Origin of the sequence: Rhizobium mesosinicum (genome assembly GCF_019511345.1) — a bacterium.
Classification (GTDB): domain Bacteria; phylum Pseudomonadota; class Alphaproteobacteria; order Rhizobiales; family Rhizobiaceae; genus Rhizobium; species Rhizobium mesosinicum.
This window is the reverse complement of the sequence record NZ_JAEUAK010000002.1, coordinates 338,532-363,781: the sequence shown is the minus strand read 5'-3', so window position 1 is coordinate 363,781 and position 25,250 is coordinate 338,532. Positions and strand designations below refer to the sequence as shown.

General features: G+C 60.9%; 23 protein-coding genes. 9 read left to right on the top strand and 14 right to left on the bottom strand.

The features are described from left to right. Window positions 1–8: 8 nt before the first annotated feature. The 3 genes from pyrC (at window position 9) to JNB85_RS05715 (ending at window position 3,137) form a co-directional block, all read left to right on the top strand. Window positions 9–1,049: a dihydroorotase gene (gene pyrC, locus JNB85_RS05725; RefSeq protein WP_220333406.1), complete on the top strand. Its 1,041-nt coding sequence runs from the start codon at window positions 9–11 to the stop codon at window positions 1,047–1,049. 187 nt (window positions 1,050–1,236) lie between these two features. Then, entirely contained in the window at window positions 1,237–2,415 is a 1,179-nt protein-coding gene (locus JNB85_RS05720; RefSeq protein ID WP_220333405.1) for a GGDEF domain-containing protein, read from the top strand. 185 nt (window positions 2,416–2,600) lie between these two features. Then, complete coding sequence (locus tag JNB85_RS05715; protein ID WP_220333404.1) at window positions 2,601–3,137, top strand: glyoxalase superfamily protein; 537 nt, start codon at window positions 2,601–2,603, stop codon at window positions 3,135–3,137. A 61-nt stretch (window positions 3,138–3,198) separates the two neighbouring features. Here JNB85_RS05715 and JNB85_RS05710 read toward each other — a convergent pair whose 3' ends face one another. Then, window positions 3,199–3,681, bottom strand: a complete 483-nt coding sequence (locus JNB85_RS05710) for an anthrone oxygenase family protein (protein WP_220333403.1) — start codon at window positions 3,679–3,681, stop codon at window positions 3,199–3,201. 100 nt (window positions 3,682–3,781) lie between these two features. Between JNB85_RS05710 and JNB85_RS05705 the strand changes: the two genes are divergently transcribed. From JNB85_RS05705 to JNB85_RS05695, 3 genes are all read left to right on the top strand, one after another. Next, entirely contained in the window at window positions 3,782–4,435 is a 654-nt protein-coding gene (locus JNB85_RS05705; protein WP_220333402.1) for a TetR/AcrR family transcriptional regulator, read from the top strand. Window positions 4,436–4,510: 75 nt separating this feature from the next. Next, on the top strand, window positions 4,511–5,206 hold the full coding sequence (locus JNB85_RS05700) for an orotate phosphoribosyltransferase (RefSeq protein ID WP_220333401.1): 696 nt from the start codon (window positions 4,511–4,513) through the stop codon (window positions 5,204–5,206). A 62-nt stretch (window positions 5,207–5,268) separates the two neighbouring features. Then, window positions 5,269–6,195, top strand: a complete 927-nt coding sequence (locus tag JNB85_RS05695; RefSeq protein ID WP_220333400.1) for a carbohydrate kinase family protein — start codon at window positions 5,269–5,271, stop codon at window positions 6,193–6,195. A 3-nt stretch (window positions 6,196–6,198) separates the two neighbouring features. On the opposite strand, the gene JNB85_RS05690 is transcribed toward JNB85_RS05695, so the two are convergent. From JNB85_RS05690 to JNB85_RS05680, 3 genes are all read right to left on the bottom strand, one after another. Then, the gene (locus tag JNB85_RS05690; RefSeq protein WP_220333399.1) at window positions 6,199–7,002 is read right to left on the bottom strand and encodes an alpha/beta fold hydrolase; all 804 of its coding nucleotides are present in this window, start codon (window positions 7,000–7,002) and stop codon (window positions 6,199–6,201) included. Window positions 7,003–7,119: 117 nt separating this feature from the next. Next, window positions 7,120–8,745, bottom strand: a complete 1,626-nt coding sequence (gene pgi / locus JNB85_RS05685; RefSeq protein WP_220333398.1) for a glucose-6-phosphate isomerase — start codon at window positions 8,743–8,745, stop codon at window positions 7,120–7,122. A gap of 139 nt (window positions 8,746–8,884) precedes the next feature. Beyond that, window positions 8,885–10,585 carry a long-chain fatty acid--CoA ligase gene (locus JNB85_RS05680; RefSeq protein WP_220333397.1) on the bottom strand — a complete coding sequence of 567 codons (1,701 nt, stop codon included), beginning with the start codon at window positions 10,583–10,585 and terminating at the stop codon, window positions 8,885–8,887. Between the two features lie 241 nt (window positions 10,586–10,826). On the opposite strand from JNB85_RS05680, the gene JNB85_RS05675 reads away from it, so the two are divergent. Further along, entirely contained in the window at window positions 10,827–11,219 is a 393-nt protein-coding gene (locus JNB85_RS05675) for a PRC-barrel domain-containing protein (RefSeq protein ID WP_220333396.1), read from the top strand. A 49-nt stretch (window positions 11,220–11,268) separates the two neighbouring features. Here JNB85_RS05675 and JNB85_RS05670 read toward each other — a convergent pair whose 3' ends face one another. The 6 genes from JNB85_RS05670 to osmF are packed head-to-tail and all read right to left on the bottom strand — an operon-like array spanning window position 11,269 to window position 17,997. After that, on the bottom strand, window positions 11,269–13,719 hold the full coding sequence (locus tag JNB85_RS05670) for a glycoside hydrolase family 2 protein (RefSeq protein WP_220333395.1): 2,451 nt from the start codon (window positions 13,717–13,719) through the stop codon (window positions 11,269–11,271). A gap of 14 nt (window positions 13,720–13,733) precedes the next feature. Beyond that, window positions 13,734–14,129 (bottom strand): VOC family protein, encoded by a 396-nt coding sequence (locus JNB85_RS05665; RefSeq protein ID WP_220333394.1) that lies wholly within the window; start codon window positions 14,127–14,129, stop codon window positions 13,734–13,736. Window positions 14,130–14,177: 48 nt separating this feature from the next. Continuing rightward, window positions 14,178–14,927: an ABC transporter permease gene (locus tag JNB85_RS05660; protein ID WP_220333393.1), complete on the bottom strand. Its 750-nt coding sequence runs from the start codon at window positions 14,925–14,927 to the stop codon at window positions 14,178–14,180. After that, on the bottom strand, window positions 14,924–15,868 hold the full coding sequence (locus JNB85_RS05655; protein ID WP_220333392.1) for an ABC transporter ATP-binding protein: 945 nt from the start codon (window positions 15,866–15,868) through the stop codon (window positions 14,924–14,926). Before JNB85_RS05655 ends, JNB85_RS05660 begins: the two co-directional genes overlap by 4 nt. After that, window positions 15,865–17,031: an ABC transporter permease gene (locus tag JNB85_RS05650; protein WP_220333391.1), complete on the bottom strand. Its 1,167-nt coding sequence runs from the start codon at window positions 17,029–17,031 to the stop codon at window positions 15,865–15,867. Before JNB85_RS05650 ends, JNB85_RS05655 begins: the two co-directional genes overlap by 4 nt. Before the next feature lie 57 nt (window positions 17,032–17,088). Continuing rightward, window positions 17,089–17,997, bottom strand: coding sequence for a glycine betaine ABC transporter substrate-binding protein OsmF (gene osmF, locus JNB85_RS05645; protein WP_220333390.1), 909 nt, complete (start codon window positions 17,995–17,997; stop codon window positions 17,089–17,091). A 443-nt stretch (window positions 17,998–18,440) separates the two neighbouring features. On the opposite strand from osmF, the gene JNB85_RS05640 reads away from it, so the two are divergent. Then, window positions 18,441–19,655 carry a LysR family transcriptional regulator gene (locus JNB85_RS05640; protein WP_220333389.1) on the top strand — a complete coding sequence of 405 codons (1,215 nt, stop codon included), beginning with the start codon at window positions 18,441–18,443 and terminating at the stop codon, window positions 19,653–19,655. Between the two features lie 32 nt (window positions 19,656–19,687). Then, window positions 19,688–20,410 carry a copper homeostasis protein CutC gene (locus JNB85_RS05635; protein WP_220333388.1) on the top strand — a complete coding sequence of 241 codons (723 nt, stop codon included), beginning with the start codon at window positions 19,688–19,690 and terminating at the stop codon, window positions 20,408–20,410. On the opposite strand, the gene JNB85_RS05630 is transcribed toward JNB85_RS05635, so the two are convergent. The 4 genes from JNB85_RS05630 to JNB85_RS05615 form a co-directional block, all read right to left on the bottom strand. After that, complete coding sequence (locus JNB85_RS05630; RefSeq protein WP_220333387.1) at window positions 20,407–21,426, bottom strand: zinc-binding alcohol dehydrogenase family protein; 1,020 nt, start codon at window positions 21,424–21,426, stop codon at window positions 20,407–20,409. The genes JNB85_RS05635 and JNB85_RS05630 overlap by 4 nt on opposite strands. Before the next feature lie 65 nt (window positions 21,427–21,491). Then, window positions 21,492–22,466 (bottom strand): ABC transporter permease, encoded by a 975-nt coding sequence (locus JNB85_RS05625; protein ID WP_220333386.1) that lies wholly within the window; start codon window positions 22,464–22,466, stop codon window positions 21,492–21,494. Window positions 22,467–22,493: 27 nt separating this feature from the next. Beyond that, window positions 22,494–24,047: a sugar ABC transporter ATP-binding protein gene (locus JNB85_RS05620; RefSeq protein WP_220333385.1), complete on the bottom strand. Its 1,554-nt coding sequence runs from the start codon at window positions 24,045–24,047 to the stop codon at window positions 22,494–22,496. A 202-nt stretch (window positions 24,048–24,249) separates the two neighbouring features. Continuing rightward, entirely contained in the window at window positions 24,250–25,239 is a 990-nt protein-coding gene (locus JNB85_RS05615) for an ABC transporter substrate-binding protein (RefSeq protein ID WP_220333384.1), read from the bottom strand. Window positions 25,240–25,250 lie beyond the last annotated feature (11 nt).

Here is a 25,250-nt window from a genome sequence, read left to right as displayed (position 1 = left end):
AGGCTTCCATGCAATCGATCACCATCCGCCGTCCTGACGACTGGCATCTGCATCTGCGCGACGGCGCCATGCTGGAAGGTGTGATCGGGGATACGAGCCGCACCTTCGCCCGCGCCATCATAATGCCAAACCTGGTGCCGCCTGTCGTCACGACATCTGATGCGGCCGCCTATCGCGAACGCATCATGAAGGCGCTTCCGGCTGGCCATCGCTTCCAGCCGCTGATGACGCTCTATCTCACCGAGCATACGAGCCCCGACGACGTGGAAGAGGGAAAGAAGAGCGGCCTGATTACCGCCGTCAAGCTTTACCCGGCCGGCGCGACCACCAATTCGCATGGCGGCGTGCGCGACATGGAAAAGTCGATGCCGGTGCTGGAGCGCATGGCGAAGATCGGCCTGCCGCTCTGCGTCCACGGCGAGGTGACGACCCCTGAAGTCGATATCTTCGATCGCGAGGCCGTCTTCATCGAGACCGTGCTCGACCCGCTGCGCCGGCGCTTGCCCGAGCTGAAGGTGACGATGGAGCATGTGACGACATCAGACGGTATCGATTATATCAAGGCGGCCAAAGATAATCTCGCCGGCTCGATCACCACCCATCATCTGATCATCAACCGCAACGCCATTCTCGTCGGCGGCATCCGGCCTCACTATTACTGCCTGCCGGTCGCCAAGCGCGAGACCCATCGGGTGGCCCTGCGCGCGGCCGCCACCGGGGCCGATCCCCGCTTCTTCCTCGGCACGGATTCCGCCCCGCATATCGATCCGCTGAAGGAATGCGCCTGCGGCTGCGCCGGCATCTACACCTCGATCAACACGATGAGCTGCCTTGCTCATGTGTTCGAGGAGGAGGACGCTCTGGAACGGCTCGAAGCTTTCGCGTCGCTGAACGGCCCCGCCTGGTACGGCTTGCCGCCGAACGAGGAGCGCATCACCCTGTCCCGGCAGGCCGAGCCGGTCTTCTTTCCCGCCAAGGTAGAAACAGGCGCCGGCTCGGTGACAGTCTTCGATCCAATGTTTCCGCTTCATTGGGAGGTGACGGCGTAGGTGCTACGTCAGTATTTTCTACTTTAAATCGAATATCCGTTTTAAATTCCGGCGCGACGTTAGACGCGTAACATTTTTATTGTGCGATGCATCATTTGTTAACAGATGCATAAGACATTCCTCATCGCGAAGCCCATCAGCTGCCCAATATTCTCTGGCGCGACAATAGCTGCGGAGACTGATAAGCATGATGCTTGACTACAACTCCCTCCTGTTGGCGCTGGGTGTGTCGGCGGCATGTCTCGCCGTGACATTGATGGGCAGCTGGCTCGTCCGTCGGGCCGAAACCGTGCTGCTCACCGCCACCATCGGTCTCGTCCTCGTCGTCAGCGGCATTTTTGCTTACAGCGCCTATGTGAGTAAGCCGGAGCTGTCATTCGGCATCGCCAATTTCGTGCTGTTTCATGCCGGGTTTGCCACTATATGGGGTGCCGGCAAGCAGTTTCTTACCGGGCGCCTGGCGATCCCGGCCATCGCAATCCGGGCTCTGGCAGCGATGGTCTTCTCCATTGTGCCGATGCTATCAGGTTATGACGGCCTGGCCTTCATCGCTGACAATCTTGCAATCGCCCTGCTGCTCTTTGCCACCGCCAGGCAATATTGGCTCGCCCGCGACGAAGCGCCGGCGCCGCTCCTTGGGATTGCTGCGCTCTATACGCTGACGGCGATCTCCTTCGTTCTCTGCGCCGCCGTGCTGATCTCCGAAGGAAGGCTCGTGCTCGGAAAGGCGCCCAGCAATTGGGCGGAAGATCTGAGCCTCGCCGTCTGCATCGCGGGCATGACGGGGATCGGCGCGCTGTCGCTGGCATTGCATCAGTGGCGGCTCGCCGCTCGTCATCGTCTCGAGGCGATCACCGACCCGCTGACCGGTTTGCTCAACCGCCGTGCGCTGTTCGATCAATACGGCACGCGTCCCATGGACCCGACCACCGCCGTCATCGTCTTCGATATCGATCATTTCAAATCCGTCAACGACTGTTATGGCCATGCCACGGGCGATCGGGTGCTCAAGATCTTCGCCGACGAACTTTCGGCCAATTGCCACCCCGACGATACCGTCGCCCGGCTCGGTGGCGAAGAATTTGCGCTGGTGGTGAAGGAGATCATGCCTGGCCGGGCGGAAGTTGCCGCCGAGCGTATCCGCAAGGCCTTCGAGGCCCGCGAGGTCCCAACCGACGACGAGGTGCTCAAATGCACCGTCAGCGTCGGCGTCGCGCCCTGCCGCGCTAAGCCGCTGGATTTCGATGCCATGCTGAGTGCTGCCGACAAGGCGCTCTACGTTGCCAAGCGTGCCGGCCGCAATCGCGTCGAACTTGCCGGCCACCTGCATTCGGTACCGTCAGGCATCGCGCGATCGGCCTCTTGATCGTTCTCTCAACCTTTCATAAGCTGACATCAGGCCGGATGCAGCCAGCCGCCCCGCGATGCGCAAGCATTATGGTGAATGCATTCAAATCCACCTTCACATCCTTGCTCTCGGCAAAAGATGGCGAACGGGTCAGCAGATGCGGGCACTGATCTTCCTGTTTGCCGCCGATGGAAGGATGAACAATGCGCGATTTTCGCGACGCCAAACTTATGGCAAAAACACTGCGGCAGGCTCTTGCCGACCGCGATATTTCCCTCAGCCACAGCGAAACCCTGGAGATCGTTGCCAGGCAATTCGGCTTTGACCAGTGGAACATTCTTTCGGCAAAGCTGGACGAGGCGGAAGGTATGAAATCGGCTATCGGCATCGAGCCGCCGGTACCTATCTTCCGCATTTTTTCGGTCGAAAAAGCCATGGAATTCTATTGCGGCTTCCTGGGTTTCGCCTGGGATTGGAAGCATCGTTTCGGCGAGAACTTTCCGCTCTATTGCCAGGTCTCGCGCGAGAAAATGCAGTTGCATTTGAGCGAGCATTCCGGCGATGCAAGCCCCGGCGCACGAGCATTCGTGCGGGTGAAGAATGTCCGCGCCTATCAGGCCGAACTTGCCGCAAGGAATTACCGCTACATGAAACCGGGTGTCGAGGAAGCGCCCTGGGGCCTGGAGATGACCGTCACCGACCCCTTCAGCAACCGCATCACCTTCTGCCAGCAGAACTAGCGCAATTCCAGCAATTGCGTGAAAATAAAGGAAGGGCGGAGGTCATTCTCTGCGCCCTTCTTCAGATCAGCATCAATGCCCGCACAAAAGCGACGGATGCCAGCAGCGAGGCGATTGTCCTCACATGGTTCCACCAGGTCCAGTCCCGGAGATAGGCGGTCCAGAGTTCGACTGCATCCGGCCCGTTGCCGCTGACCTTGTCCAGCGCATCGTTCATCGGCACGTTGAAGACGATGGTCGAGACGAAGGATGCGAGGAGATAAAGGGCGGCACCCGTGAGCATCATCGAGGAAGCGCCGGCGCGCCAGTTCACGAAAGCGAACCCTGCGATCACGACGCAGAGGATCGCGGTCGGCACGAAGAGCAGCATGAAGGGCGAGCGCACGATGGTGACATTGATCGAGTTCATCGCCGCGATGCCTTGTTCCGCTGGAATGCGCGAGAATGCCGTCATGATGAAGGTCGAAAACGCGAAGAAGATACCGGCGACAAGACCGCTGCCGATCGCGGCGGCAACAAGCGACAGCACGAGAACAATCTGCATGTCGAAACTCCTCCTCTGCTCAAAATAAGAGAAGTTCTCTCATTTGCGAAATGAGATAAACTCTCTTATTTTCTTTGTCAACGGTTGGAGGGAGCGGAAGATGGCGGAAGAAATAATCGCAAGGCGCAGCCGTCAGCAGGAATCGAGCGGTCAGCCACGCCGCATCCCGAGCCAGCAGCGTGGCCGCGAACGCTTCGAGAAGATCCTGAGGGTCGCCTCGGAGCTCATCGAAAAGAATGGCAGCGATGCTCTGAAAATGAGCGAAATTGTTGAAAAAGCTGAGCTTTCCTTCGGCGCCCTCTACCAATACTTCCCGGACAAGACTTCGATCATCCGCACGCTCGCCGAACGTTTCAATGAGGAGGGCCGTCAATGTGTCGCCGCCGAACTGGCCAAGGTGACGAATGCCGACAATCTGCGCACTGCGCTCTCGGTCATCGCAGATGAATATTACGCCTTCTTCCGCCGCGAGCCTGTGATGCGCGATATCTGGCATGCGACCCACACGGACAAGCTTCTTCAGGAAGTCGATGCCGAAGACATGGAATTCCATGCGCAGGCCTTGCTTTCAGTGCTAAAACACCTGTGGCCGGAGCGGGCCGAGACGGAGCTTCTGGCCATCGCCCGGCTGACGATGCAGCTTCTTGCTGCTGCCGTCCGTTATGCGGTTTCGCTGGATGAGAAAGAGGGAGCGCAGGCAATCGCGCTCTTCAAGAAGATGCAGGTTGCGGATATCGGCCGCCTGCTCGGCTGAGAGCACTCTTCCGTCTGGAAACCGGCCGCTCTTGCTGCTATTGCCGCTGAAACGTCAGCCGAAGGAGTAAGCCGCATGATCCAGACCACATTCCCCGATCGCGCCACCATGGCAGAGCTGCTGGCAAAGATGCTCTGGGAGATCAAGGCGGTGCATTTCAACGCTGAGACGCCCTATAAATACGCTTCCGGCATCATGAGCCCCGTCTATATCGATTGCCGCAAGCTCCTGTCCTTCCCGCGTGTCCGCTCGACCGTGATGGATTTTGCCGCCAGCACCCTGCTGCGCGATGCCGGTTTCGAACAGTTCGATTGCATCGCCGGCGGCGAAACCGCGGGCATTCCCTTTGCCGCACTGCTTGCCGATCGTCTCGGCCTGCCGATGATCTATGTCCGCAAAAAGCCGAAGGGCCATGGCCGCAATGCGCAGATCGAAGGCGACATGAAGGACGGCGCCCGCGTTCTCGTTATAGAGGATTTGACGACGGCGGGCGGCAGCATGTTCACCTTCATCGATGCCGTCAGAGCCGCCGGCGGTGTCGTCGATCACGGCATCGCGCTCTTCTTCTACGGAATCTTCCCCGAGGCACATCAGCGCTTTGAGAATGGCAAGGTCCAGCTCCACTATATCGCCACATGGCGCGAGGTTCTGGCAATCGCCAGGCAGCAGAAGCTCTTCGACGACAGGACGCTGCAGGAAGTCGAAGCTTTCCTCGATGCGCCGCTCGCCTGGTCGGCAAGGAATGGTGGCGTAAGTGAGCTTTCGCTCTAGCCTTTTGACAAAAGCTCGCTTAATCGGTTGAGAAACGCGCAAGTCCTGTTGGGAGGAATTCGATGATTTTGTGCTGCGGCGAGGCCCTGATCGACATGCTGCCGAGGGATACGACCCTGGGCGAAAAGGGCTTTGCGCCCTATGCCGGCGGCGCGATCTTCAACACTGCGATTGCGCTTGGCCGTCTCGGCATCCCGACGGCCTTCTTCACCGGCATTGCCGATGACATGATGGGCGAAATCCTGCTCGATACGCTGAAGGCGAGCAATGTCGATTACGGTCCCTGCGCTATCACGGCACGACCATCGACAATTGCCTTCGTCAAGCTCGTCAACGGCCAGGCAACCTATGCCTTCTACGACGAAGGCACCGCCGGCCGGATGATCACCACAGATGATCTGCCTAATCTCGGCGATGACTGCGAAGCCCTGCATTTCGGCGCGATCAGCCTGATCCCAAGCCCCTGCGGTGAAACCTACGAAGCCCTGCTCGACCGCGAAGCAGCAAAGCGTGTCATCTCGCTCGACCCGAACATCCGCCCCGGCTTCATCAAGGACAAGGCCGCGCATATGGCCCGCATCAGGCGCATGGCCGCCAAGTCCGACATCGTGAAATTCTCCGACGAGGATCTCGAATGGTTCGGCCTGGAAGGCGACCATGATGCGCTGGCAGCCCACTGGCTGAACCACGGCGCCAAGCTTATCGTCATCACCAAGGGTGCGGAAGGCGCCACCGGCTATACCGGCGCCCGCAAGGTCACCGTCCCGAGCGAGCGCGTCACCGTCGTCGATACGGTCGGCGCAGGCGACACCTTCGATGCCGGCGTTCTCGCCTCACTGAAGATGGATAACCTGCTGACCAAGGCACAGGTCGCCAATCTCGATGAGCAGGCCCTGCGCAACGCGCTGGCTCTCGGCGCAAAGGCTGCGGCAGTCACCGTCTCCCGCGCGGGTGCCAATCCGCCCTGGGCGCGCGAAATCGGCCTCTGAGCCTCATTCGATCCGCTCGAGAAAGGCCCGGACCTCGCGATTGAAGAGGTCCGGTTGTTGCAGCGGCGCAAAATGGCTGACACCTGGCATGAGCACGAGTTCCGCATTCGGGATCGTGCTTGCCAGATAATCGGCGTGCTCGGGCTTGATGAACTCGTCATGCTCGCCGAGCACGATGGAAACAGGCACTTTGATGCCAGCCAACTGCTCTGCCGAATAATTCGGCTCGGTCGCCATCATCTTTGAGACATCGGCGACAAAGGCTTCGAATTCGTCGGGCGTCGCCGATAGGGCCTGATAATCCTGCCTGTGGCGGCTGAAGCAGCGGTCGATGACCGGCGTCATCTTGAATTCTTTGGTACCGCTGGGGTCCATGTTGCAGGCGAAGAAGAAGACGCCGCAGACCCGCTTAGGATTCTGGTCGGCAAGGATCAGCGACGTGCAGGCGCCGTCGCTCCAGCCGACGAAGGCCGCTTCCTCTATGCCGGCATGATCCATGACCGCCAGCACATCGGAAGCCATCAGGTGATAGGTATAGGGACGGTCGTCACGGGTGCTGCGGCCATGACCGCGGCTGTCGATCACCACGACCCGGTGGCCGGCTTCGACGAGATTGGGGACCTGGTAACCCCAGTTGCCGCTATTGCCCAGCCCGCCATGCAGCAGGATAACTGCTGGACCGGCGCCGTAGCTCGCATACCAGATGCGCGCGCCTTCATTCTTGACGAAACCCTCTTCGTTGGAGGGCGGCAATGGCAACGCCCCCTCGGCTTCGAATTTCACCAGCTCGTCATCCGTTGTGGCCATCGGCTCCTCCTCTGTCACTCGTCTCTATAGACGACGACATGCCCTGTAATTCGACAGGGTCAAATAAAAAGCCCACCCGCAGGACGGATGGGCTTCGATCGGGGTGGACTGCTGAGATTATTTGGCGAGCTTTGCCAACGCAGCAACAAGACCCTGCGTCGAGGAATCGTGGCCGGCAGCGCTTTCCTTGCCTTCGACGACGGGCAGCAGGCCAGTCGCCAGTTCCTTGCCGAGCTCCACGCCCCACTGGTCGAAGGAGTTGATGCGGAACAGCACGCCTTCGACGAAGACGCGGTGTTCATAGAGCGCGATCAGGCGGCCGAGCGCATAGGGCGTCAGCTTGTCGTAGACGAAGGTGATGGACGGGCGGTTGCCGGTGAAGACGCGGTGCGGGGCGATGAAATCGGCCTTCTTGTCGTCCATGCCCTTGTCGGTCAGCTGCTTCTTGGCTTCCGCGAAAGTCCTGCCCTTCATCAGGGCTTCCGACTGGGCGAGAACGTTGGACATCAAGAGCTGGTGCTGGTGGCGCAACTCCGGCTCAAAACCGTTGGCGGCGATCATGAACTCGGCCGGAATGATGCTCGTGCCCTGATGGATCAGCTGGTAGAAGGCGTGCTGGCCGTTGGTTCCGGGCTCACCCCAGGCAACAGGGCCGGAATTGCCTTCGACCGGCGTGCCGTCGATGGTGACACCCTTGCCGTTCGATTCCATGTCGAGCTGCTGCAAATAGGCCGGGAAGCGCGACAGGCGCTGGTCGTAAGGCAGGATGGCGCGTGTCGGGTAACCCAGAACATTGCGATGATAGAAGCCGATGAGGCCGAGCAGCATCGGCAGGTTTTCGGTGATGGGCGCCTTGCGGAAATGGTTGTCGATGGCATGCGCACCGTCGAGGAACTTGCCGAAATTCTCAGGCCCGACGGCGATCATCAGCGGCAGGCCGATCGCCGACCAGATCGAGTAGCGGCCGCCGACCCAGTCCCAGAAGCCGAAGACGCGCTCGCTTTCGATGCCGAAGGCCGCGACCTTGTCGAGAGCCGTCGAAACGGCGGCAAAGTGATGCTGAACGGCAGCTTCGCCGAGCGCGCCGGCGATGAACTTGCGCGCCGTCTGCGCATTGGTCATCGTTTCGACGGTGGTGAAGGTCTTGGAGGCGACGATGAAGAGCGCCGTCTCCGGCTGCACCAGCTTCAGGATATCGGCAATATGGGCGCCGTCGATATTGGAGACGAAATGGGCACGCGGGCCGTCGTGGAAGGGGGCCAGCGCCAGCGTCGCCATGACCGGGCCGAGATCCGAGCCGCCGATGCCGATATTGATGACATCGGTGATCTTCTTGCCGGTCGCACCCTTCAGCGCGCCGGAGCGCACGCCCTCGGCAAACTTGCCCATGGCGGCGAGAACAGCGTTGACGTCTGGCATGACATCCTTGCCATCGACCAGGACAGGCGTGTTGGAGCGGTTGCGCAGCGCCGTGTGCAGCACGGCACGGCCTTCGGTGAAGTTGATCGCCTTGCCGGAGAACATCTCCTCGCGCTTCTTCTCTACGCCGCCTTCTTCGGCGAGCTTCACCAGAAGCTTCAGGATCTCGTCGTTCACCGCCGTCTTGGAAAAATCCATCAGCAGGTCGTCAAGCGATACGGAAAAGCGCGAAAAGCGCTGCGGATCGGCTGCAAATGCGGCGCGCAGATCGGTGGCATTGGTGGCAGCCGCGGTGCTCTTCAGTTGTTCGACGATGGCATTCATGGAAGGCTCCTTTGGAGGCGGAGGGGTCGCGGAAACTATTCCCTTTCCCGCAGCCAAATCAAGTTCAGCCATCTGACCAAATATGAAAAAAGCCACCCGCGACAAGCGGACGGCCCTCAATTTCACGAGACCATCAAATTTAGCCGCGCAGGTCCTTGCGCAGGATCTTGCCGACAGGGCTCTTCGGCAGTTCGGTGCGGAATTCGATGAAACGCGGCCGCTTGTAATTGGTGAGGTTGGCCGCGCAATGAGCTCTCACATCGGCTTCGGTCAGGTTTGCATCCTTGCGCACGATGAAGAGTTTCACGGCCTCCCCGGAATGTCCGTCAGGCACGCCAACCGCCGCTGCCTCGAGGATGCCGGGATGCATGGCGGCCACTTCCTCGATCTCGTTCGGATAGACGTTGAAGCCGGAGACGAGGATCATGTCCTTCTTGCGGTCGACGATCTTGGTATAGCCGCGCTCATCCATGAAACCCATGTCGCCGGTGCGGAAATAGCCATCCGGCGTCATCACCCGGGCTGTCTCTTCCGGCTTGTTCCAGTATCCGGCCATGACCTGGGGGCCGCGGATGCAGATCTCGCCGATCTCGCCAAGCGGCAGCGAATTGCCGTCCTCGTCTCTGATATCGAGTTCCGTCGAGGGAATGGGAAGGCCGATCGAGCCTGTGAATTCAGGGGAATCGAAGCGGTTCGCGGTGGCAACGGGCGAGGTCTCCGAAAGTCCATAGCCTTCGGTAACATGCGAGCCCGTCACCTTCAGCCAGCGCTCCGCCACCGGCCGCTGCACGGCCATGCCGCCGCCGAGCGACATGACGAGAGAGGAGAAATCGAGCTTGGCGAAATCGGCATTGTTGAGCAGCGCGTTGAACAGCGTGTTGAGGCCGGGGAAAATATGAATGTTCGACTTCTGGAATTCCTTCACCAGCCCTGGAATGTCGCGCGGATTGGCGATCAGCACATTATGGGCGCCGAGTGACATGCCCATCAGTGAATTCACCGTCAGCGCGAAGATATGGTAGAGCGGCAGGGCGCAAAGGAAGTTCAGAACGTCGGGCTGCTTCTTCTTGTTGAAGGCCGATTTCAGCCAGAGCTGCAACTGCGTCTTGTTGGCAAGCAGGTTCTGATGCGTCAGCATCGCGCCCTTGGCAATACCCGTTGTTCCACCCGTATATTGCAGGAAGGCAATGTCGCTGCGAGTCAGCGCGACAGGCGCAAGCGTCCTGTTTGCTCCCTCGGACAGCACCTGCCGAAAGCTTTTGTGCCGCGGGATGGACCAGGACGGGACGAGCTTCTTCACCCGGCGGACGACGAAATTGACGATAAGCCCTTTTGGGCCGAGCATTTCGCCGAGAGAGCTGACGACGACATGGCGGAGGTCCGTCTTGTTGATGACCTGTTCGACTGTGCGTGCGAAATTTTCCAGAACGAAGATCGCCTTGGCGCCGGAATCATTGAGCTGATGCTCGAGCTCGCGCGGCGTATAGAGTGGGTTGACGTTCACGACGACGAGCCCGGCGCGCAGGATGCCGTAGACCGCGATCGGGTTCTGCAACACGTTCGGCATCATCACGGCGACGCGGTCGCCCTTCTGCAGGCCGATGCTCTGCAGCCAGGCAGCCACCTTGCGTGTTTGCACCTCGAGCTCGCGATAGGTCATCACCTTGCCCATGCTGGAAAAGGCTTTGCGATCGGCAAAACGGGCGCAGTTTTGTTCCAGGAGGTCGGGAAGCGAAGCGAATTCCAGCGGCGGAATCTGGGCCGGAACGATGTCCGGATAGGTGGCAAGCCATGGTTTTTCCGGTTTCGCACCACCGGGGTGCACGGAAATGCTGTTCATCGTGTCTCTCTCCCATTCGGCCGCCGAAAACCGGATGACACCGGTCGATCGGAAGATCCTCCATCCTCCGTCAGGGCAGCTTATGCCATTGCTTGAGCGGTTCAAGCGGATTGAGGCTACAATAACCTTAACGTAAACGTCAATATCGCGCGTGTCGCATATGAACGGCAGGGAACTTTGAGGGATAGGGCACGTTTTCTCGATGTGGAAGAACCACGAGGAAACGATAAAGGAGGTGCACATGCTCAATCAGGATACTGACGCCACCCGCCGTGACCCGAATGTGAAGGATACGCCGACGCTGATCGCCAGTGACCGCGTGGAGGGCACGCGCGTCTATGGCGCCGATGGCAGACACATCGGCTCCATCGAGCGCCTCATCCTCGGAAAGCAGGACGGTCGTGTCGCATACGCCGTTCTGAGTTTCGGCGGCTTCCTCGGCATTGGTCATGATCACTACCCGCTGCCGTGGGAAAAGCTGACCTACGATACCCAGCTGGACGGCTATCGCATCGATCTCACCAAGGAGCAGATCGAGGGAGCGCCAAGCTACGCGGATGATGACGACACCTGGTACAATGAGAATGGCCGCCGCGTGTATGACTACTACGGCGTGCCGCCTTACTGGATGTAACACCATCCGCTAGGACGAGCCGGATGAGGCCCCGCGAGAGCGGGGCCTTTCATCTTGGGGTAACAAGATCGTTGGCGCACCGCAGCACCGTGCCGGCGGCCAAATCCTCGGCCGATAATTGCCTCTTGGTTGTGACGCGGAAGACGTGGCTTTCTCCCGGCAGCAAGGTCACCAGCATTGAATCCACCACGGCCGCAGGATCGAGCCGATCTGCCATCAGGCAGAGATCTTTAAGAAAGCTCTTCGCCGTTACCGTCACATCATAACCGGCAGCCGATTCTGCCAGCGAAATACCGAATTCCGGTGCAGGAAGTCTCAGCTCGATATCCTCGACGAAATAATGGAAAGCGCGCTTGTCGAGCATCTGGACGACGATGACTTCCTCATCCGCCGCGCCGGCCCTTGCGATATCCTTCGGCAACGGAAATTCCTTCGCTTCGAACCGGTCGCAGAGCAGTCGCCAGAATTCGAATTCCGCCAGCACCGTGCCGTCAAGCCGCATGCGCTTGCCGCTGATCTTCGAGCGCCAGAACAAGGTCTTCTCATTGACGGCGACCGCCGAAAGACCATCACCGCGCGGCTGGATCGTCAGCAGGCGAGGGTGGAAGGCCTGCTGCATCGCATACCAGAGCGGCTTGCGCCGGCCGGCCGAATCGAGCGCTGCCCATGACGTGACCGGCCAGCAATCGTTGAACTGCCAGACGACCGCGCCCTTGCATATATCGCGATGCGACCGCATGTGCTCGATGGCAAAGCGGATGGCGCGGGCCTGATTGAGCTGTGTGGCGAAATGCCAGTCATCCATCGTCTGCGGCACAGGCAGATGTCCGGCGAGCCCCTTGACGAGCTTGTCATTGCCCTGGGTCGCCTTCTGATGATGAAAGACGCCGCGTGATTCCGGCGTCAGCGGGTCGTCATGAACGCTTTCCTGAAGGGTTGCCCATGTCGGCGGCGCCTGCCAGCCGAATTCGGAGCAGAAGCGCGGGATGTAATTGCGGTAGACCTCGTAGCCGACGTCGTTCCATACATCCCAGATATGCTTGCAGCCATGCCTGTCGTCATTCGGCTCGATGTCCATCGAACCGGAATAGGGGCTGCCGGGATAATAGGGCCTGTTGGGATCGAGTTCGGCGCAAAGCTTCGGCAGGACATCGAGATAATAGCCCAGCCCCCAGCTGACACCGTTCTCGATGATCGGCCTCCAGCCCCACTCGTCAAACCCCCAGATATTTTCGTTATTGCCGTTCCAGATGATCAGCGATGCATGCGGCATCAGCCGCACGACATTGTCGCGAACCTCGGCGATCACCTCGCTACGCAACGGCTCTTCTTCCGGATAGGAGGCACAGGCAAACAGGAAATCCTGCCAGATGAGCATGCCGGCCCGGTCGCAGGCCTCGTAGAATTCGTCCCGCTCGAAGATGCCGCCGCCCCAGACCCGCAACAGATTGATATTGGCGGCCTTCGCCTCGTCGATCCGCGCCGTGTAGCGCTCCGCCGTCACGCGCGAGGGAAAACAATCGTCCGGAATCCAGTTGGCGCCGCAGGCAAAGATCGGCACGTCATTGATGATGAAGGTGAAGGCCGAGCCATGCGCATCCGGTGACGTATCGAGCCGCAGCGAGCGGAAGCCGATCTGCTTCGAATAACCGTCGAGCATATCTCCGCTCTCGTCTTCCAGCCGGATCTCCAGAGGATAGAGCGGCTGAGCCCCGAGATGATGTGGCCACCAGAGCTGCGGTGAGGGGACACGCACGTCGAATGAAATCTCTTCCGCATCCGCTTCGATCGTCACTGTCTGCGTCACGCCGCCGATCTCGGTCGTCAGCTTTGCTGGCGTGGCTTCGCCATGTCTCGCCAGCCGCACATGCACCTTGACCAGCCCATCGCCGCCCGCAAGTGTCGCCGAAACGCGCGTCTCGGCAAGCCGCGCCCGGTCCCAGCTCTCCAGTCGCACCGGCTTCCAAAGCCCCGCCGTCACCAGCGTTGGCCCCCAGTCCCAGCCGAAATTGCAGGCCATCTTCCGCATCAGATTGCCTGGTCCCGGATAGTTGTTCGGGCGGTAGCCGTAATGTTTCTCCATCTCCGCGCCATAGGCATAGGCGGAGTGAAAGGTGACGCTAAGTTCGTTTGCACCTGACCGCAGGAGAGACGAGACGTCGAAGCGATAGGTCCGATGCATGTTGAAGGTTCGGCCGATCTCCTCGCCGTTCAGGCGGATCGTCGCAATCGTATCGACGCCGTCGAAGACCAGTTCCTGCACTTGGGTACCATCGGGCTCGGCCTCGAAAACCAGCCGGTAAACCCATTCCGCCTTGCCGATCCAGTCATTGGTGATCTCGTTGATATCGAGATAGGGATCGGGGATCAGCCGGTTTGCGAGCAGGTCGAGATGCACGCAGCCGGGCACCGTTGCCGGAATGGACGCCGGCAGGTTGGTTCTTCCTGTATCGTTACAGGAAAGCACCCAGCCGTTATGAAGATCTCTCCTCCCGATCATGTCTGCCTCTTATTTTATTGAAAACGGCCGTGGCGCTGCAGCACTTCGATCTTGTAGCCGTCAGGATCGGTGATGAAGAAAAACAGACCGAACAGCTTACCGTCGCGGTTGAGTTCCACGAGCTTGCCGGGGTTGACCCCGAGATCCGTCAACCGCTTGTGCTCGACCTGCACTTCCTGAACGGAAACAGCCAGATGCCCATAGGCATCGCCGAGATTATAGGGCTCGATGCGGCCCTTGTTGACCGTCAGTTCCAGCTCGAAGCCCGTCTCGTCATTGCTCATGTAGATCAGCGTGAAGGTCTCGAAATCGACACGGTCTGCGACCGCGAGCCCGAAGACCTTGCTGTAGAACTCGACCGAGCGCGCCTCGTCCAGAACGCGGATCATGGAATGGATCATTTTGGCCAAGGCGGGTCTCCCATTACGACTGTCTCCGCTGTCTTGGTAGCCGTCCTCTCAAGCCGGACGCAAGCCCATTCTGCGCGTGATTGCGCCTTCGAGCATGCCGATGACATCATAGATCAGCACCGCCATCAGGCCGACAATCAGGCCGCCCTGCAGAATGAAGGCGGTATTGTCGGAGATCAGGCCGGCGATGATAACCTCGCCGAGCCCCTTTGCCGCCACAGTCGAGCCGATCGTCGCCGTGCCGATATTGATGACGGTCGCGACCTTCAGCCCTTCCAGGATCAATGGCAGCGCCAGCGGCAGCTCGACCTGGAAGAGACGCTGCGTGCCGTTCATGCCCATGCCGTCCGCCGCGTCCAGCACCTGCGGCGACACTTGCTTGAGACCCGCGACCGTATTCTCGAAGATCGGCAGCAGGCCGTAGAGAAAAAGCGCAATCAGCGTCGGCGCCGCACCGAATCCGGTGGCGGGAACGGCAAGCGCCAGCACCGCGACCGGCGGAAATGTCTGGCCGGCATTGGCAATCGCCCGCGACAGCGGCAGGAAATCCGCCCCGCTCGGCCGGGTGACGAAAATACCGCCCAGCACGGCAAGCACGGCGCTGCCGATGATAGAGACGAAGACCAGCTCCAGATGCCCGAGCGCCAGCGATGCCAGGCTGTTCTGCGTATAGACCGGCGGTGCATTGTTATTGGTGAGTGGCACCAGCATGAAGGAGAACCACTCCGTCCTGAAGATCAGGATGAGCAGCATCACCAGTGCCAGCGTGCGAAAGAGATTGGCGACGATGAATTTCATGCCTTGCGGCCCAGTTCGAGCAGCCGTTCCATAGAGATCGAACCGACTGGCGCCTTGTTGGCGTCCTGCACGGCTGCCTCGTCGACGCCCTGCCATATCATTTCGGCAAGTGCATCCCGCAGGCTGAGCGACTGTGCCAGCGAATAGGGCAGGCCGGGCTTGGCGGGCTGCATGCTGTCCTTCAGCGGCGTCAGCGACATCAGCTTCAGCGCCCGGTCGGACGTGCCGGTCAGTTGCTGCACGAACGGATCGGCCGGCTCGGTGAGGATCTTCTCCGGCGTCGAGCATTGCAGGAGCTTGCCGCCACTCATGACGGCGATCTGGTTGCCGAGATGAAAGGCCTCGTCCATGTCATGGGTAACGAGGATGACAGTCGTACCGAACTGTTTCTGGATCGCCAGAAGGTCATCCTGTGCCTTGCCGCGGATGACCGGATCGAGAGCGCCGAAGGGCTCGTCCATCAACAGCAGTTCCGGCTCGGCTGCCAGCGCCCGGGCAACACCGACGCGCTGCTGCTGGCCGCCCGAAAGCTGATGCGGGTATTTCTCCGCGAAGGTTGCAGGGTCGAGATTGAAGAGGCCGAGCAGTTCCATGACGCGCTTGTCGGTCCGGGCCGCGTCCCAGCCGAGCAGCTGCGGGACGGTCGCGATATTCTGCGCCACCGTCCGATGCGGAAACAACCCGTGGCCCTGGATGGCGTAGCCGATCTTGCGGCGCAGCTCCGTGGCCGGTACGTCCATGATATTTTGTCCGCCGACGAAGATCTGTCCCTCGGTGATCGGCACCAACCGGTTGATCATCCGCATCAGCGTCGATTTGCCGGAGCCCGACGTGCCGACGATGACGGTAATCGAGCCCTTCTCGACATCAATAGAGACATTGTCGACGACGGTTGCCGAGCCGTAGCGCTTGGTGACATTCCTGATCTCGATCATGCTCATGCGGCTGGCCCCTGGATGCTTTCGATGACCGCATCGAGGATGACGGCCGAGGAGAAGGCGAAGAAAACGGTCGGCACGGCGCCGAGCAGGACGAGGTCCATGGCCGTCTGGCCGAGCCCCTGGAAGATGAAGATGCCGAAGCCGCCGCCGCCGATCAGCGCGGCGATCGTCACCATGCCGATTGCCTGCACCAGCACGATACGGATACCGGTGAGGATGACCGGGAAGGCAAGCGGCAGGTCGATGCCGGTCAGGATCTGCCGGCGCGTCAACCCCATGCCGGCAGCAGCATCGCGCACCGAGGGATCAACGCCTTCGAGGCCGACGACCGTGTTGGCGACGATCGGCAGCAGCGAGTAAAGCACGAGCGCAATCAGCGCCGGCGCCGTGCCGATGCCGCGAATGCCGATATCGGCGGCAAGCTGCACATGCGTCGCGAGATATCCGAGAGGCAGCATCAATATGCCGAAGAGCGCCAGGCTCGGGATCGTCTGGATGAGGCTCAGCGTCTGCAGCACGACGGCGCGCAGCTTCGGCACCCAGAAACAGAGGATGCCGAGCGGCAGCCCCAGAATGATGGCGATGGCAAGCGAGCCAAGAGCCAGCATGAGATGAGACAACGCCTCGGTCCAGAACTGGGCTGAGCGCGTGGAAAATTCCCTCAGGATCGACAGGCTGTCGAGCAGGCCCGAGGAAAGGCAGATACCGAGCAGGGCCGTGTAGCCGGCGAGCACGACAACCCGCATCCAGGGCGTCAGCCTGATCTTCACCAGCGCGTCCGAGATGATGAGGCCGATGACCCCGAAGAGCACCCAGAAGCTGCCGCCGGGCGTCATGCGCGCCACGGTGCTGCCGGGCGGGGTTGCGGCGGTTGCCGTCAGGCCGATGGCGGCGATCAGCCCTGCAAGGCAGAGCGTGCCAAGGGCGAGCCGAATGAAGGCGTTCCGCAGGAAGAGCGTTGCCAGCGCCGTGACAACCAGCAGAGCCAGCAGGGTGAGGACGGACGTCTGTGGGATAAGCTGCGTCAGCAGCATCGGCTTGCCGGCGGCGATCCGGTTTGCCTTCACATAGATGAACGGCAGAAGGGCCGTCGCCGTAATGCCGCCCGCCACCAGTACTACGCCGAGCCGGTCCAGCTTGCGGACCGCTAAGGTTTCTTCCATCGATCCAACCCTGTCCGGAAAGTGCCCCGCCCGGATGCCGGACGGGGCGTCAAGCGATTACTTCAGGAAACCTTTTTCCTTCAGGTAGCTTTCGGCAACGGATTTTGCCGGCTCGCCATCAACCTGGATCTTGGCGTTGAGCTTGCGTAACTCGTCTGCCGTCAGGCTCTGGAAGATCGGAGCAAGGATTTCCTGGATCTTTGGGTTTGCCTGCAGCACGGCCTCGCGGATGATCGGCGTCGGCGCATAGACCTGCTGCACGTTCTTGTCATCTTCGAGAACCGTCAGCTCGGCCGCTTCGATAGCACCGTCGGTGCCGTAGACCATGGCAGTATTGACGCCGTTGGTCTGGTCGGCCGCAGCCTTGATCGTAGCGGCCGTGTCGCCGCCCGAAAGCACGACCTCCTGATCCGGCTTCAGCGTGAAGCCATAGGTCGTCTGGAAGGCGGGCAGGGCGCCGGCGGAGTTCACGAATTCGGCTGATGCCGCGAGCTTGGCGGCACCGCCGCCGGAAACCCACTTGCCGAAATCGGACATGGTCTTGAGTTTGTTCGGGCCGGCGACGTCGTTGCGTACCGCGAGCGCCCAGGTGTTGTTGGCCGGCGAGGGCGTCAGCCAGACGATCTTGTTGGCGTCGTAATCAAGCTTCTTGGCTTCCTGGTAACCCTGCTCGAGGTTCTTCCAGGCGGCGTCGTCGGCCTTGTTGAAGAAGAAGCCGGCATTGCCGGTATATTCCGGATAGATATCGATTTCGCCAGCCGTGATCGCCTTGCGCACGACCGGCGTCGCGCCGAGCGCGATGCGGTCCTGCGTCTTGATGCCGTTGGCTTCTAAAGCGAGCGCGATGACGTTGCCGAGCAACGTACCTTCGGTATCGATTTTTGACGAAACGACGACGTCTGCGGCATGGGCCGCGCCAGCTACAAAGGCGGAAAGCGAAACGGCAAGTGCGATTTTCCTAAGCATGATTGTCCCCTTGTTGAGCACCGTTAAATGTCGCGAAAGCCCCAGGCACGAAGCCTGGGCGCATGAAATCCTGCCGACAGGTCAGCCGTCAGGCCATCATGCCGGAAATGCGTGCGTCATGGAAATAGTGTGCCCGCCCGAAAAATCGATGATCGAAAAATCGATGCCCGACGATCGAAGCAGCCCCTCCAGTATTCGCTGTCGCGGCGCGATTATGGCGGCGAATGCAGACAGTTGCGCGGAATTGCATTCCCTTTTCCAAGGCCGGCGCGATTTGTTTTTGTCCCCTTGCGTGTTTCCACGGTGTTCCGGTGCTTTCGATCGGTTCTTTCGCCGCCCGGATTTCTTATGGACTGACGATAGCCCGCAGGTTTGCAGGCAGGGATATCTTTTTTCACGAACACGTCATATCCTCCGCCTTTTCAGTATCTTCGGAGCAAACCTTGCATCTCGGCGCCCTCTTCGTCGCAAGCCACGTCCTGTCTTCCGGCTCCATGCGGGAGACGGCGCGCCGCTTCAACATCTCCGTCTCGACCGTCTCGGCAGCGATCGACAATCTGGAAACGGAGCTCGCCCTGAAGCTCGCCGAACGTTCCTCGGGCGAACTGGTCATTCTGCTCGCCGGCGGCAGGGTCCAGGAAGGATTGGCGCCGATCCTTGCTGCGACGGAGCAGCTCGGCAACCTGCTCGGTCATCGTGAACCGGAGGCTTACGGACAATGGGCCGCGCGCATCCCCGTCAAGCTCGTCACCATGGAGCGTTACCTGGAGGTTGCCGATCAGGGCAGCATCAATCGCGCAGCCCGACGTCTGCGCCTTGGTCAGCCGCAGCTTTCATTGCAGATTGCCAACCTTGAGAAATTCTTCGGGAGCAGGCTCTTCGAGCGCCAGGCCCAAGGCTCGGCGCTGACCGAGGAAGGCCGCTTCGCCTATACCGTCTTTTCAACCATCAGCCTTGCCTGGAACGAACTGAAATCCGCTGCGGACGAACGCTATCAGCGCACCGCCCGTTCGCTGCGCATCGGCGCCATCATCCCCACGGGCTCGGAAAGCTGGGTCGCGCGCTGCCTGGGCAGCCTCGTTGCCGAGTGGAATACCGGCCGCAACAAGAATGCCTTATCGCTGGTCTCGATGACCGCGGATGATCTGCGCGAGGCGTTGAAATCCGGGCGCATCGACGTCGCGATCCTCGATTCCGTTTTCGGCCTGGAGAGTTTCCGCCATCGCGAATTGCTGCGCACCGACATGGTGGCGATCGCCCCGCCTGACAGTACGGAAGCAACCGCCCCCGAGCTTGTCGCCAGCCATCCCATCTGCACGCCGAGCCCGCGCACCGGCATCGGCCATGCCGCCATGACATTTGGCTATGACCGCACCCTGCATCGCCGCCTTCGCGACCGAGACATCACCGCGGCGGATTCGCTGCCCGTCATCGTCGATCTCGTCGCCAATCATGGCTACGTCTCCTTTCTCGGCCGCGTCAGCGCCATGCCGATTGCCGATCGCGTGCGCATCGTCGAACTCGAGGAACCCATGGCCATGTCCTACCATGTCGCCTTCAATCATCGGAAAGCGGCTGCTGACGCTTGCGACCTGCTGATCGCGACCGCGGCAAAAATTGTCCCGGCGCCTGTCGCGAAAGATGCCGCCTTCGCATAAATAGGCCGCGGCGGAGAAGAGGGATTCGGACGATGACGGTTTTGCTGGAAGTATGCGTCGATAGCGCCCAGGGCCTCGAGGCGGCGATCGAAGGCGGCGCCGGCCGCATCGAACTCTGCTCGGCGCTGGAACTTGGCGGGCTGACGCCGCTGCCGAGCCTGATGCGGATCGCAGCGCAGGCGCCGATCCCTGTCTACGCGATGATCCGCCCGCATGCCGGCCCGTTCATCTTCGATGCGACGGATGAAAGGGCGATGCTGGCCGATATCGATGCTGTCAGGGCTGCCGGCCTTGCCGGCGTCGTCATTGGAGCCAACCGGCCGGACGGCACGCTCGATATGCCGCTCATTCATCGCCTCAAGGCGCATGCCAGTGGCCTGGGCTCGACCTTGCATCGCGCTTTCGATCTCGTGCCCGATCCGGATGCGGCACTGGAGCAGGCAGTCGAACTCGGCTGCGAGCGTATTCTCACCTCGGGCTGCGTACCGAAAGCCATGGACGGGCTCGAAACGCTGATGCGCATCTCCGCCAAGGCAGCCGGTCGCATCTCGATCATGCCAGGCAGTGGCGTGCGCCCGAGCAATGTCGTCGAAATCCTGCGGGCAACCGGCGCGCACGAAGTTCACGGCTCCTGCAGCTCTCCCGTCGCCAGCGCCGATCCGCGCGCCGTCTCCTTCGGCTTCGACGTGCCGACCTCGAACCGGACGGATGTCGAAGTCGTCAGGCAGATGCGCGCGGCGATCGACGCCGCTTAATCCGCGATCTTGATGACAGCCTTGATGAGGCCGCTCTTCTCATGTGCCCAGCGGGCGAGATCGCGCGGCGCATCGCCAAGCGTCGTGCGATGCGTGATCAGCTTGTCGACCGGAACGAAGCCCTTGCCGATCGAATCCGCGACATGTTCGAAATCGACGCGCGTCGCGTTGCGGCTGCCGATGACCATCATCTCCCGCTTGTGGAATTCCGGATCGGAGAAGCGGATATCGTCCTTCACAACGCTGACGAGCACCAGTGCGCCGCCATGGGCGACAAAGCTGAAGGCTTTCTCCATCGACGGCCCATAGCCCGTCGCATCGAAGACGACGTCGAAACCATCGCCATCCGTTTTTGCCTTCACGGCATCGAGGGTGCCGTCATCAGCGACGATGCCTGATGTGAACCCGAAGCGTTCGGAGGCCATCTGCAGCCGTTCCGCACTCGTATCGAGCAGCGTCACATCATGACCGGCAATGCGTGAGAAGATCGCAGCACCCAGGCCGATCGGACCTGCGCCGATAACGAGCGAGCGCGAACCGGCTGATGCCATGGAGCGGCGCACGGCATGCGCTCCAATTGCCAGGAATTCGGTGGTTGCGGCCGCCTCCAGGCTCAGTCCCTTGGCGGCATAGAGATTGCCGGCCGGCACCACGATCTCCTCGCAGAAGGCGCCGTCAGTGTGAACTCCGAGTACCCTAATATTGGTGCAGCAGTTCGGTTTGCCCTGCCGGCAGGCAACACAGTTGCCGCAGGAAAGGTAAGGATTGACGATCACAGGCGTGCCCGTCGCCATCGCCACGCCGTCGCCTGCTTCCAGCACTGTCGCCGAGATCTCATGGCCCATGACGCGCGGATATTCGAGGAACGGGTGCTTGCCTTCGAAGATGTGGTAATCCGTGCCGCAGATGCCGACATGGCTGACGGCAAGCCTTACCCAGCCGGGTGCCGGTTTTTCGGGAGAGGGGCGCTCGACGAGATCGAGGACGCCGGGTTCGCGGCAAAGGACTGCTTTCATGACGGTTCTCGCATTGCTGAAATGAAGAAAGCCGGCCCTCTGGGCCGGCTTCGTTTGTATCTCGCTCAGCCCGCCCGGCGCCGGCGAAGCTGATCGAAGTAGACGATGACGATGATCAGCAGGCCGGTGATGATGCGCTGCCAGAACGAGTTGACGTTTAGAAGGTTGGCGCCGTTGTTGATGGTCGCCAGAATGAAGGCGCCAATCAGCGGGCCATGCACAGAGCCGACGGCTCCGAAGAGCGACGTGCCGCCGATGACCGAGGAGGCGATCGCCTGCAGTTCCCAGCCATCGGCCTGCGTCGCGTTGCCAATGGCGATACGTGAGGCGAGCAGCACGCCGACGAAAGCCGCAAACGAAGCCGAGAGGATATAGGCCAGATAGATCATCCCCTTGACGTTGACGCCGGAAAGGCGCGCGGCTTCCGCATTCGAACCGACGGCGAAGAGATAACGGCCCCAGCGGCTCAGATGCAGGAAGACGAAGGAGGGGACCGCCACCAGGACGACCATCCAGAACAGGCTTGGAACGCCAAGGAAATCCGCTCGGGCGAAGTTGCTGAAGCCCTCGTCGGTAATGCTGATCGTCGAGCCGTTGGTGATCAGGAGGCCGATGCCGCGCAGCGACGTCAGCGTCGCCAATGTGATAATGAAGGGCGGCAGGCCCATATGCACGATGCCGAAGCCATGGAAGGCGCCGATCGCAACGCCGATGGCGAGCGTCAGCAAGATCGCTGCCCAGAGCGGCACGCCCGTCTGCAAGAGCCAGGCGATGATGACGGTGCAGAAGCCCACGATCGCGCCGACCGACAGGTCGATGCCGGCGGTGATGATGACGAAGGTCTGGCCGAGTGCCAGGATCGCCGTCATCGCGCCCTGGCGCAGCAGGTTTGAAATGTTGAGCGGCGTCCAGAAGCTCTCGGTGACGAAGCCGAGCACGATCCAGAGGAAGATCAGCAAGCCGATCAGCGTCAGGCCGAACAGAATGTTCATCTTCCGGCGCGGCGGCGGCGCGACGATTTCGGTGGGGGTGACAGTCATGAGTTTTCTCCCTCTTAGTCTTTTGGCTCAGACGCCGATCGCTTCGCTGAGCACTTCTTCATGCGTCGCCGCGTGGAAATCATGGCTTGCAACGAGCCTGCCGCTGCGGAAGACGTGCAGCCGGTCGGCCAGTTCGTAGACCTCGGGCAGGTAGGAGGAGATCAGGATGATGCCTGCCCCCTCCTTCAGCAGCTTGGCGAAAAGCCGGTAGATTTCCGCCTTGGTGCCGACGTCGACGCCGACAGTCGGCTCGTCGAAAATGAAAAGCCGGGCACCATGGCTCAGCCACTTGCCGATGACGATCTTCTGCTGGTTGCCGCCCGACATGCTGGAGGCCGGAACGCGCCGGCTCGGCGTCTTGATGCTGAGATTGCGGATCTGGCTATCGGCATTGGCCGATTCGCGCGCATGGTTGATAACGGGGCCGTTGCTGAGCCGTCCGAAAACCGGCAGGTTGATATTGAGGCCGATAGGCAGGTTGAGGCAGAGCCCCTGGTCACGCCGGCTTTCGGGCGCGAGCGCAATTCCGAGCTCCATCGCGGTGCGCTCGTTCCTGATATCGACGCGCTTGCCCATCCAATGGATTTCGCCCGCACTTATCGGCTGACGCCCGTAGAGCCCGAGCGCGAATTCGCTGCGCCCGGCGCCGATCAGGCCATAGAGCCCGACGATCTGTCCTGCCTTGACAGAGAGCGACACGTCCTCGAAGCCCGGGCCTGTGAGACCCTTGACGTCGAGGATCGTCTCGCCGATCGGAATGTCTTCCTTATGGTAGATCTGCTCGATCGAGCGGTTGATCATCAGCGCGATCAGCTCGGCCTCATTGGTCTCGCCGATCAGGCGCGTGCCGACATGCGTGCCGTCGCGAAGCACCGAGACGCGGTCGGCAAGCTCGAAGACTTCTTCCATGCGGTGGCTGATATAGACGATGGTGACGCCTTCGCTCTGCAGGCGGCGGATCAGCTTGAAGAGCTGGGCGGATTCCTGGCGGGTGAGATAGGCGGTCGGCTCGTCGAAGATCAGGAACTGCGTGCCGCGCATGGCCGCGCGCGCGGTGGCGACGAGCTGCTGCTGACCGATCGTCAGCGAGCTCAGTAGCGCACTGGCCGGCAGGCCGAAGCCGAGATCGTCGAGGACGGACTGCGCCATCTTCTCCATCTGCTTCCTGCGCATAAGCCCGTAACGGTTGACCTCGTCGCCGAGGAAGAGATTGGCGGCGACGGTCAGGTGCCGGCAGAGCACGACTTCCTGGTGGACGGCGTTGATGCCGCGGGCGATCGCCTCGTTCGGCGTCGACAGTCCCACCGGATGGCCGCACCACAGCACCTCGCCGGCCGTGCGGGTGATGACGCCGGTGAGCAGTTTGATGAGGGTGGATTTGCCTGCGCCGTTTTCGCCGACGATGGCGTGGATTTCACCGGCAAGGAAGGTCAGCGTCGCCGGTTTCAGGGCCTGCACGTGACCATAGTTCTTCTGCAGGCCTTTCAGTTCGAGGATAGGCGATCCGGCGGGAATTCGATTGGCTTCTTTCAGCGTCGCGCTGTCATCGTGGCGATGACTGACCTCTTCCAGTCCGACCATGGACCTCTCCTCCTCTTGTCACGTCTGCTCCATCCCTGGTCAAACATACCATGGATGAGAAAGGCCGCGCCGGTTTTTACAGCGCCGCGCGTCTTTCAAGACGCGCAAAGGACGCTGTAACTCTTTGAGTTTCTGTGTAATTTGTACTTAAATCGATCCGATTTAAGGAATTATGCAGTAGCCGGCGCGGCCGTCTGTCGTTTTACTTGATCTTCGGGTTCAGGAGCGCGTCGATCTTCGGCTCTTTCATGTTCGCCTTGGTGACGAGGTTCGCGCCGGTGTCGACATTTTCCGGGACCTTCTCGCCCTTGGAGACGGCAAGAGCGGTCTTGATGCCGTCATAACCCATGCGATACGGGTCCTGAACGACGAGGCCGGCGATCGCACCATCCTTGAGGAAGCCGACCGTCTTGTCGTCGCTGTCGAAGCCGATGACCTTGATCTTGTCGCCGAGCTTGTTTTCGGCGATCGCCTGGCCCACACCCTGCGCCATGATGAGGTTCGAGGCGAAGACGCCGACGAGCTTCGGGTTTGCCGTGATCAGGTCGGTCATCATGTTGAGGCCGGTGGTTGCCTGACCGTCGCCATACTTGTCGGCGACCACCTTGAGGCCCGGATGCTTGGTCTTGATCTGATCCAGGAAGCCTTCGCGGCGCTGTTCCAGCGAGCCGACGCCGGGAAGGTTGGTCAGGATGACGACGTCGCCCTCTTCCTTGCCGGTCGCTTCCTTGATCGCGGCAGCAAGGCCGTCGGCAGCGATACGGCCACCCTGGACGTTGTCGGTCGTCAGGAACGACTTGAATGCCTTGGAGTCGGCGCCGGAGTCGATGCCGATGATCGGAACCGACTTGGCGGCTTCATCGATCGGCTTGCCGAGCGCCTTGAACTCGGTCGGCGAGATCACGATGGCGGCCGGCTTGCCGGCAACAGCGTTTTCCAGGATCGAGATCTGGCCGTTGATGTCGGATTCAGCCTGGGCGCCGAGTTCCGGCACCTTGACGCCGAGATCCTTGCCTGCCTTGCGGGCGCCGGCCAGAACGATCTGCCAATAGAAGGACGTCGTGTCCTTGACGATGATCGGGATCGTCACTTCGGCGGCAAAGGACGTGGCCGGCATCGCCGTTGCGATGACGGCGGCACCCGCCAGTGCCGTAAAGGCGCGGCGAGACAGAATGGATTTCACGATACTCATAAGGGTTCTCC

Bases quoted from the DNA above. Each gene is read 5' to 3' on its own strand.
- JNB85_RS05660 (WP_220333393.1), bottom strand. From the start codon at position 14,927: ATGAAATTCATCGTCGCCAATCTCTTTCGCACGCTGGCACTGGTGATG.
- JNB85_RS05695 (WP_220333400.1), top strand. From the start codon at position 5,269: ATGATTTTGTGCTGCGGCGAGGCCCTGATCGACATGCTGCCGAGGGAT.
- JNB85_RS05715 (WP_220333404.1), top strand. From the start codon at position 2,601: ATGCGCGATTTTCGCGACGCCAAACTTATGGCAAAAACACTGCGGCAG.
- JNB85_RS05675 (WP_220333396.1), top strand. From the start codon at position 10,827: ATGCTCAATCAGGATACTGACGCCACCCGCCGTGACCCGAATGTGAAG.
- JNB85_RS05655 (WP_220333392.1), bottom strand. From the start codon at position 15,868: ATGAGCATGATCGAGATCAGGAATGTCACCAAGCGCTACGGCTCGGCA.
- JNB85_RS05625 (WP_220333386.1), bottom strand. From the start codon at position 22,466: ATGACTGTCACCCCCACCGAAATCGTCGCGCCGCCGCCGCGCCGGAAG.
- JNB85_RS05690 (WP_220333399.1), bottom strand. From the start codon at position 7,002: ATGGCCACAACGGATGACGAGCTGGTGAAATTCGAAGCCGAGGGGGCG.
- JNB85_RS05680 (WP_220333397.1), bottom strand. From the start codon at position 10,585: ATGAACAGCATTTCCGTGCACCCCGGTGGTGCGAAACCGGAAAAACCA.
- JNB85_RS05635 (WP_220333388.1), top strand. From the start codon at position 19,688: ATGACGGTTTTGCTGGAAGTATGCGTCGATAGCGCCCAGGGCCTCGAG.
- JNB85_RS05670 (WP_220333395.1), bottom strand. From the start codon at position 13,719: ATGATCGGGAGGAGAGATCTTCATAACGGCTGGGTGCTTTCCTGTAAC.
- JNB85_RS05720 (WP_220333405.1), top strand. From the start codon at position 1,237: ATGATGCTTGACTACAACTCCCTCCTGTTGGCGCTGGGTGTGTCGGCG.
- osmF (WP_220333390.1), bottom strand. From the start codon at position 17,997: ATGCTTAGGAAAATCGCACTTGCCGTTTCGCTTTCCGCCTTTGTAGCT.
- JNB85_RS05700 (WP_220333401.1), top strand. From the start codon at position 4,511: ATGATCCAGACCACATTCCCCGATCGCGCCACCATGGCAGAGCTGCTG.
- JNB85_RS05615 (WP_220333384.1), bottom strand. From the start codon at position 25,239: ATGAGTATCGTGAAATCCATTCTGTCTCGCCGCGCCTTTACGGCACTG.
- JNB85_RS05630 (WP_220333387.1), bottom strand. From the start codon at position 21,426: ATGAAAGCAGTCCTTTGCCGCGAACCCGGCGTCCTCGATCTCGTCGAG.
- pgi (WP_220333398.1), bottom strand. From the start codon at position 8,745: ATGAATGCCATCGTCGAACAACTGAAGAGCACCGCGGCTGCCACCAAT.
- pyrC (WP_220333406.1), top strand. From the start codon at position 9: ATGCAATCGATCACCATCCGCCGTCCTGACGACTGGCATCTGCATCTG.
- JNB85_RS05705 (WP_220333402.1), top strand. From the start codon at position 3,782: ATGGCGGAAGAAATAATCGCAAGGCGCAGCCGTCAGCAGGAATCGAGC.
- JNB85_RS05620 (WP_220333385.1), bottom strand. From the start codon at position 24,047: ATGGTCGGACTGGAAGAGGTCAGTCATCGCCACGATGACAGCGCGACG.
- JNB85_RS05710 (WP_220333403.1), bottom strand. From the start codon at position 3,681: ATGCAGATTGTTCTCGTGCTGTCGCTTGTTGCCGCCGCGATCGGCAGC.
- JNB85_RS05650 (WP_220333391.1), bottom strand. From the start codon at position 17,031: ATGGAAGAAACCTTAGCGGTCCGCAAGCTGGACCGGCTCGGCGTAGTA.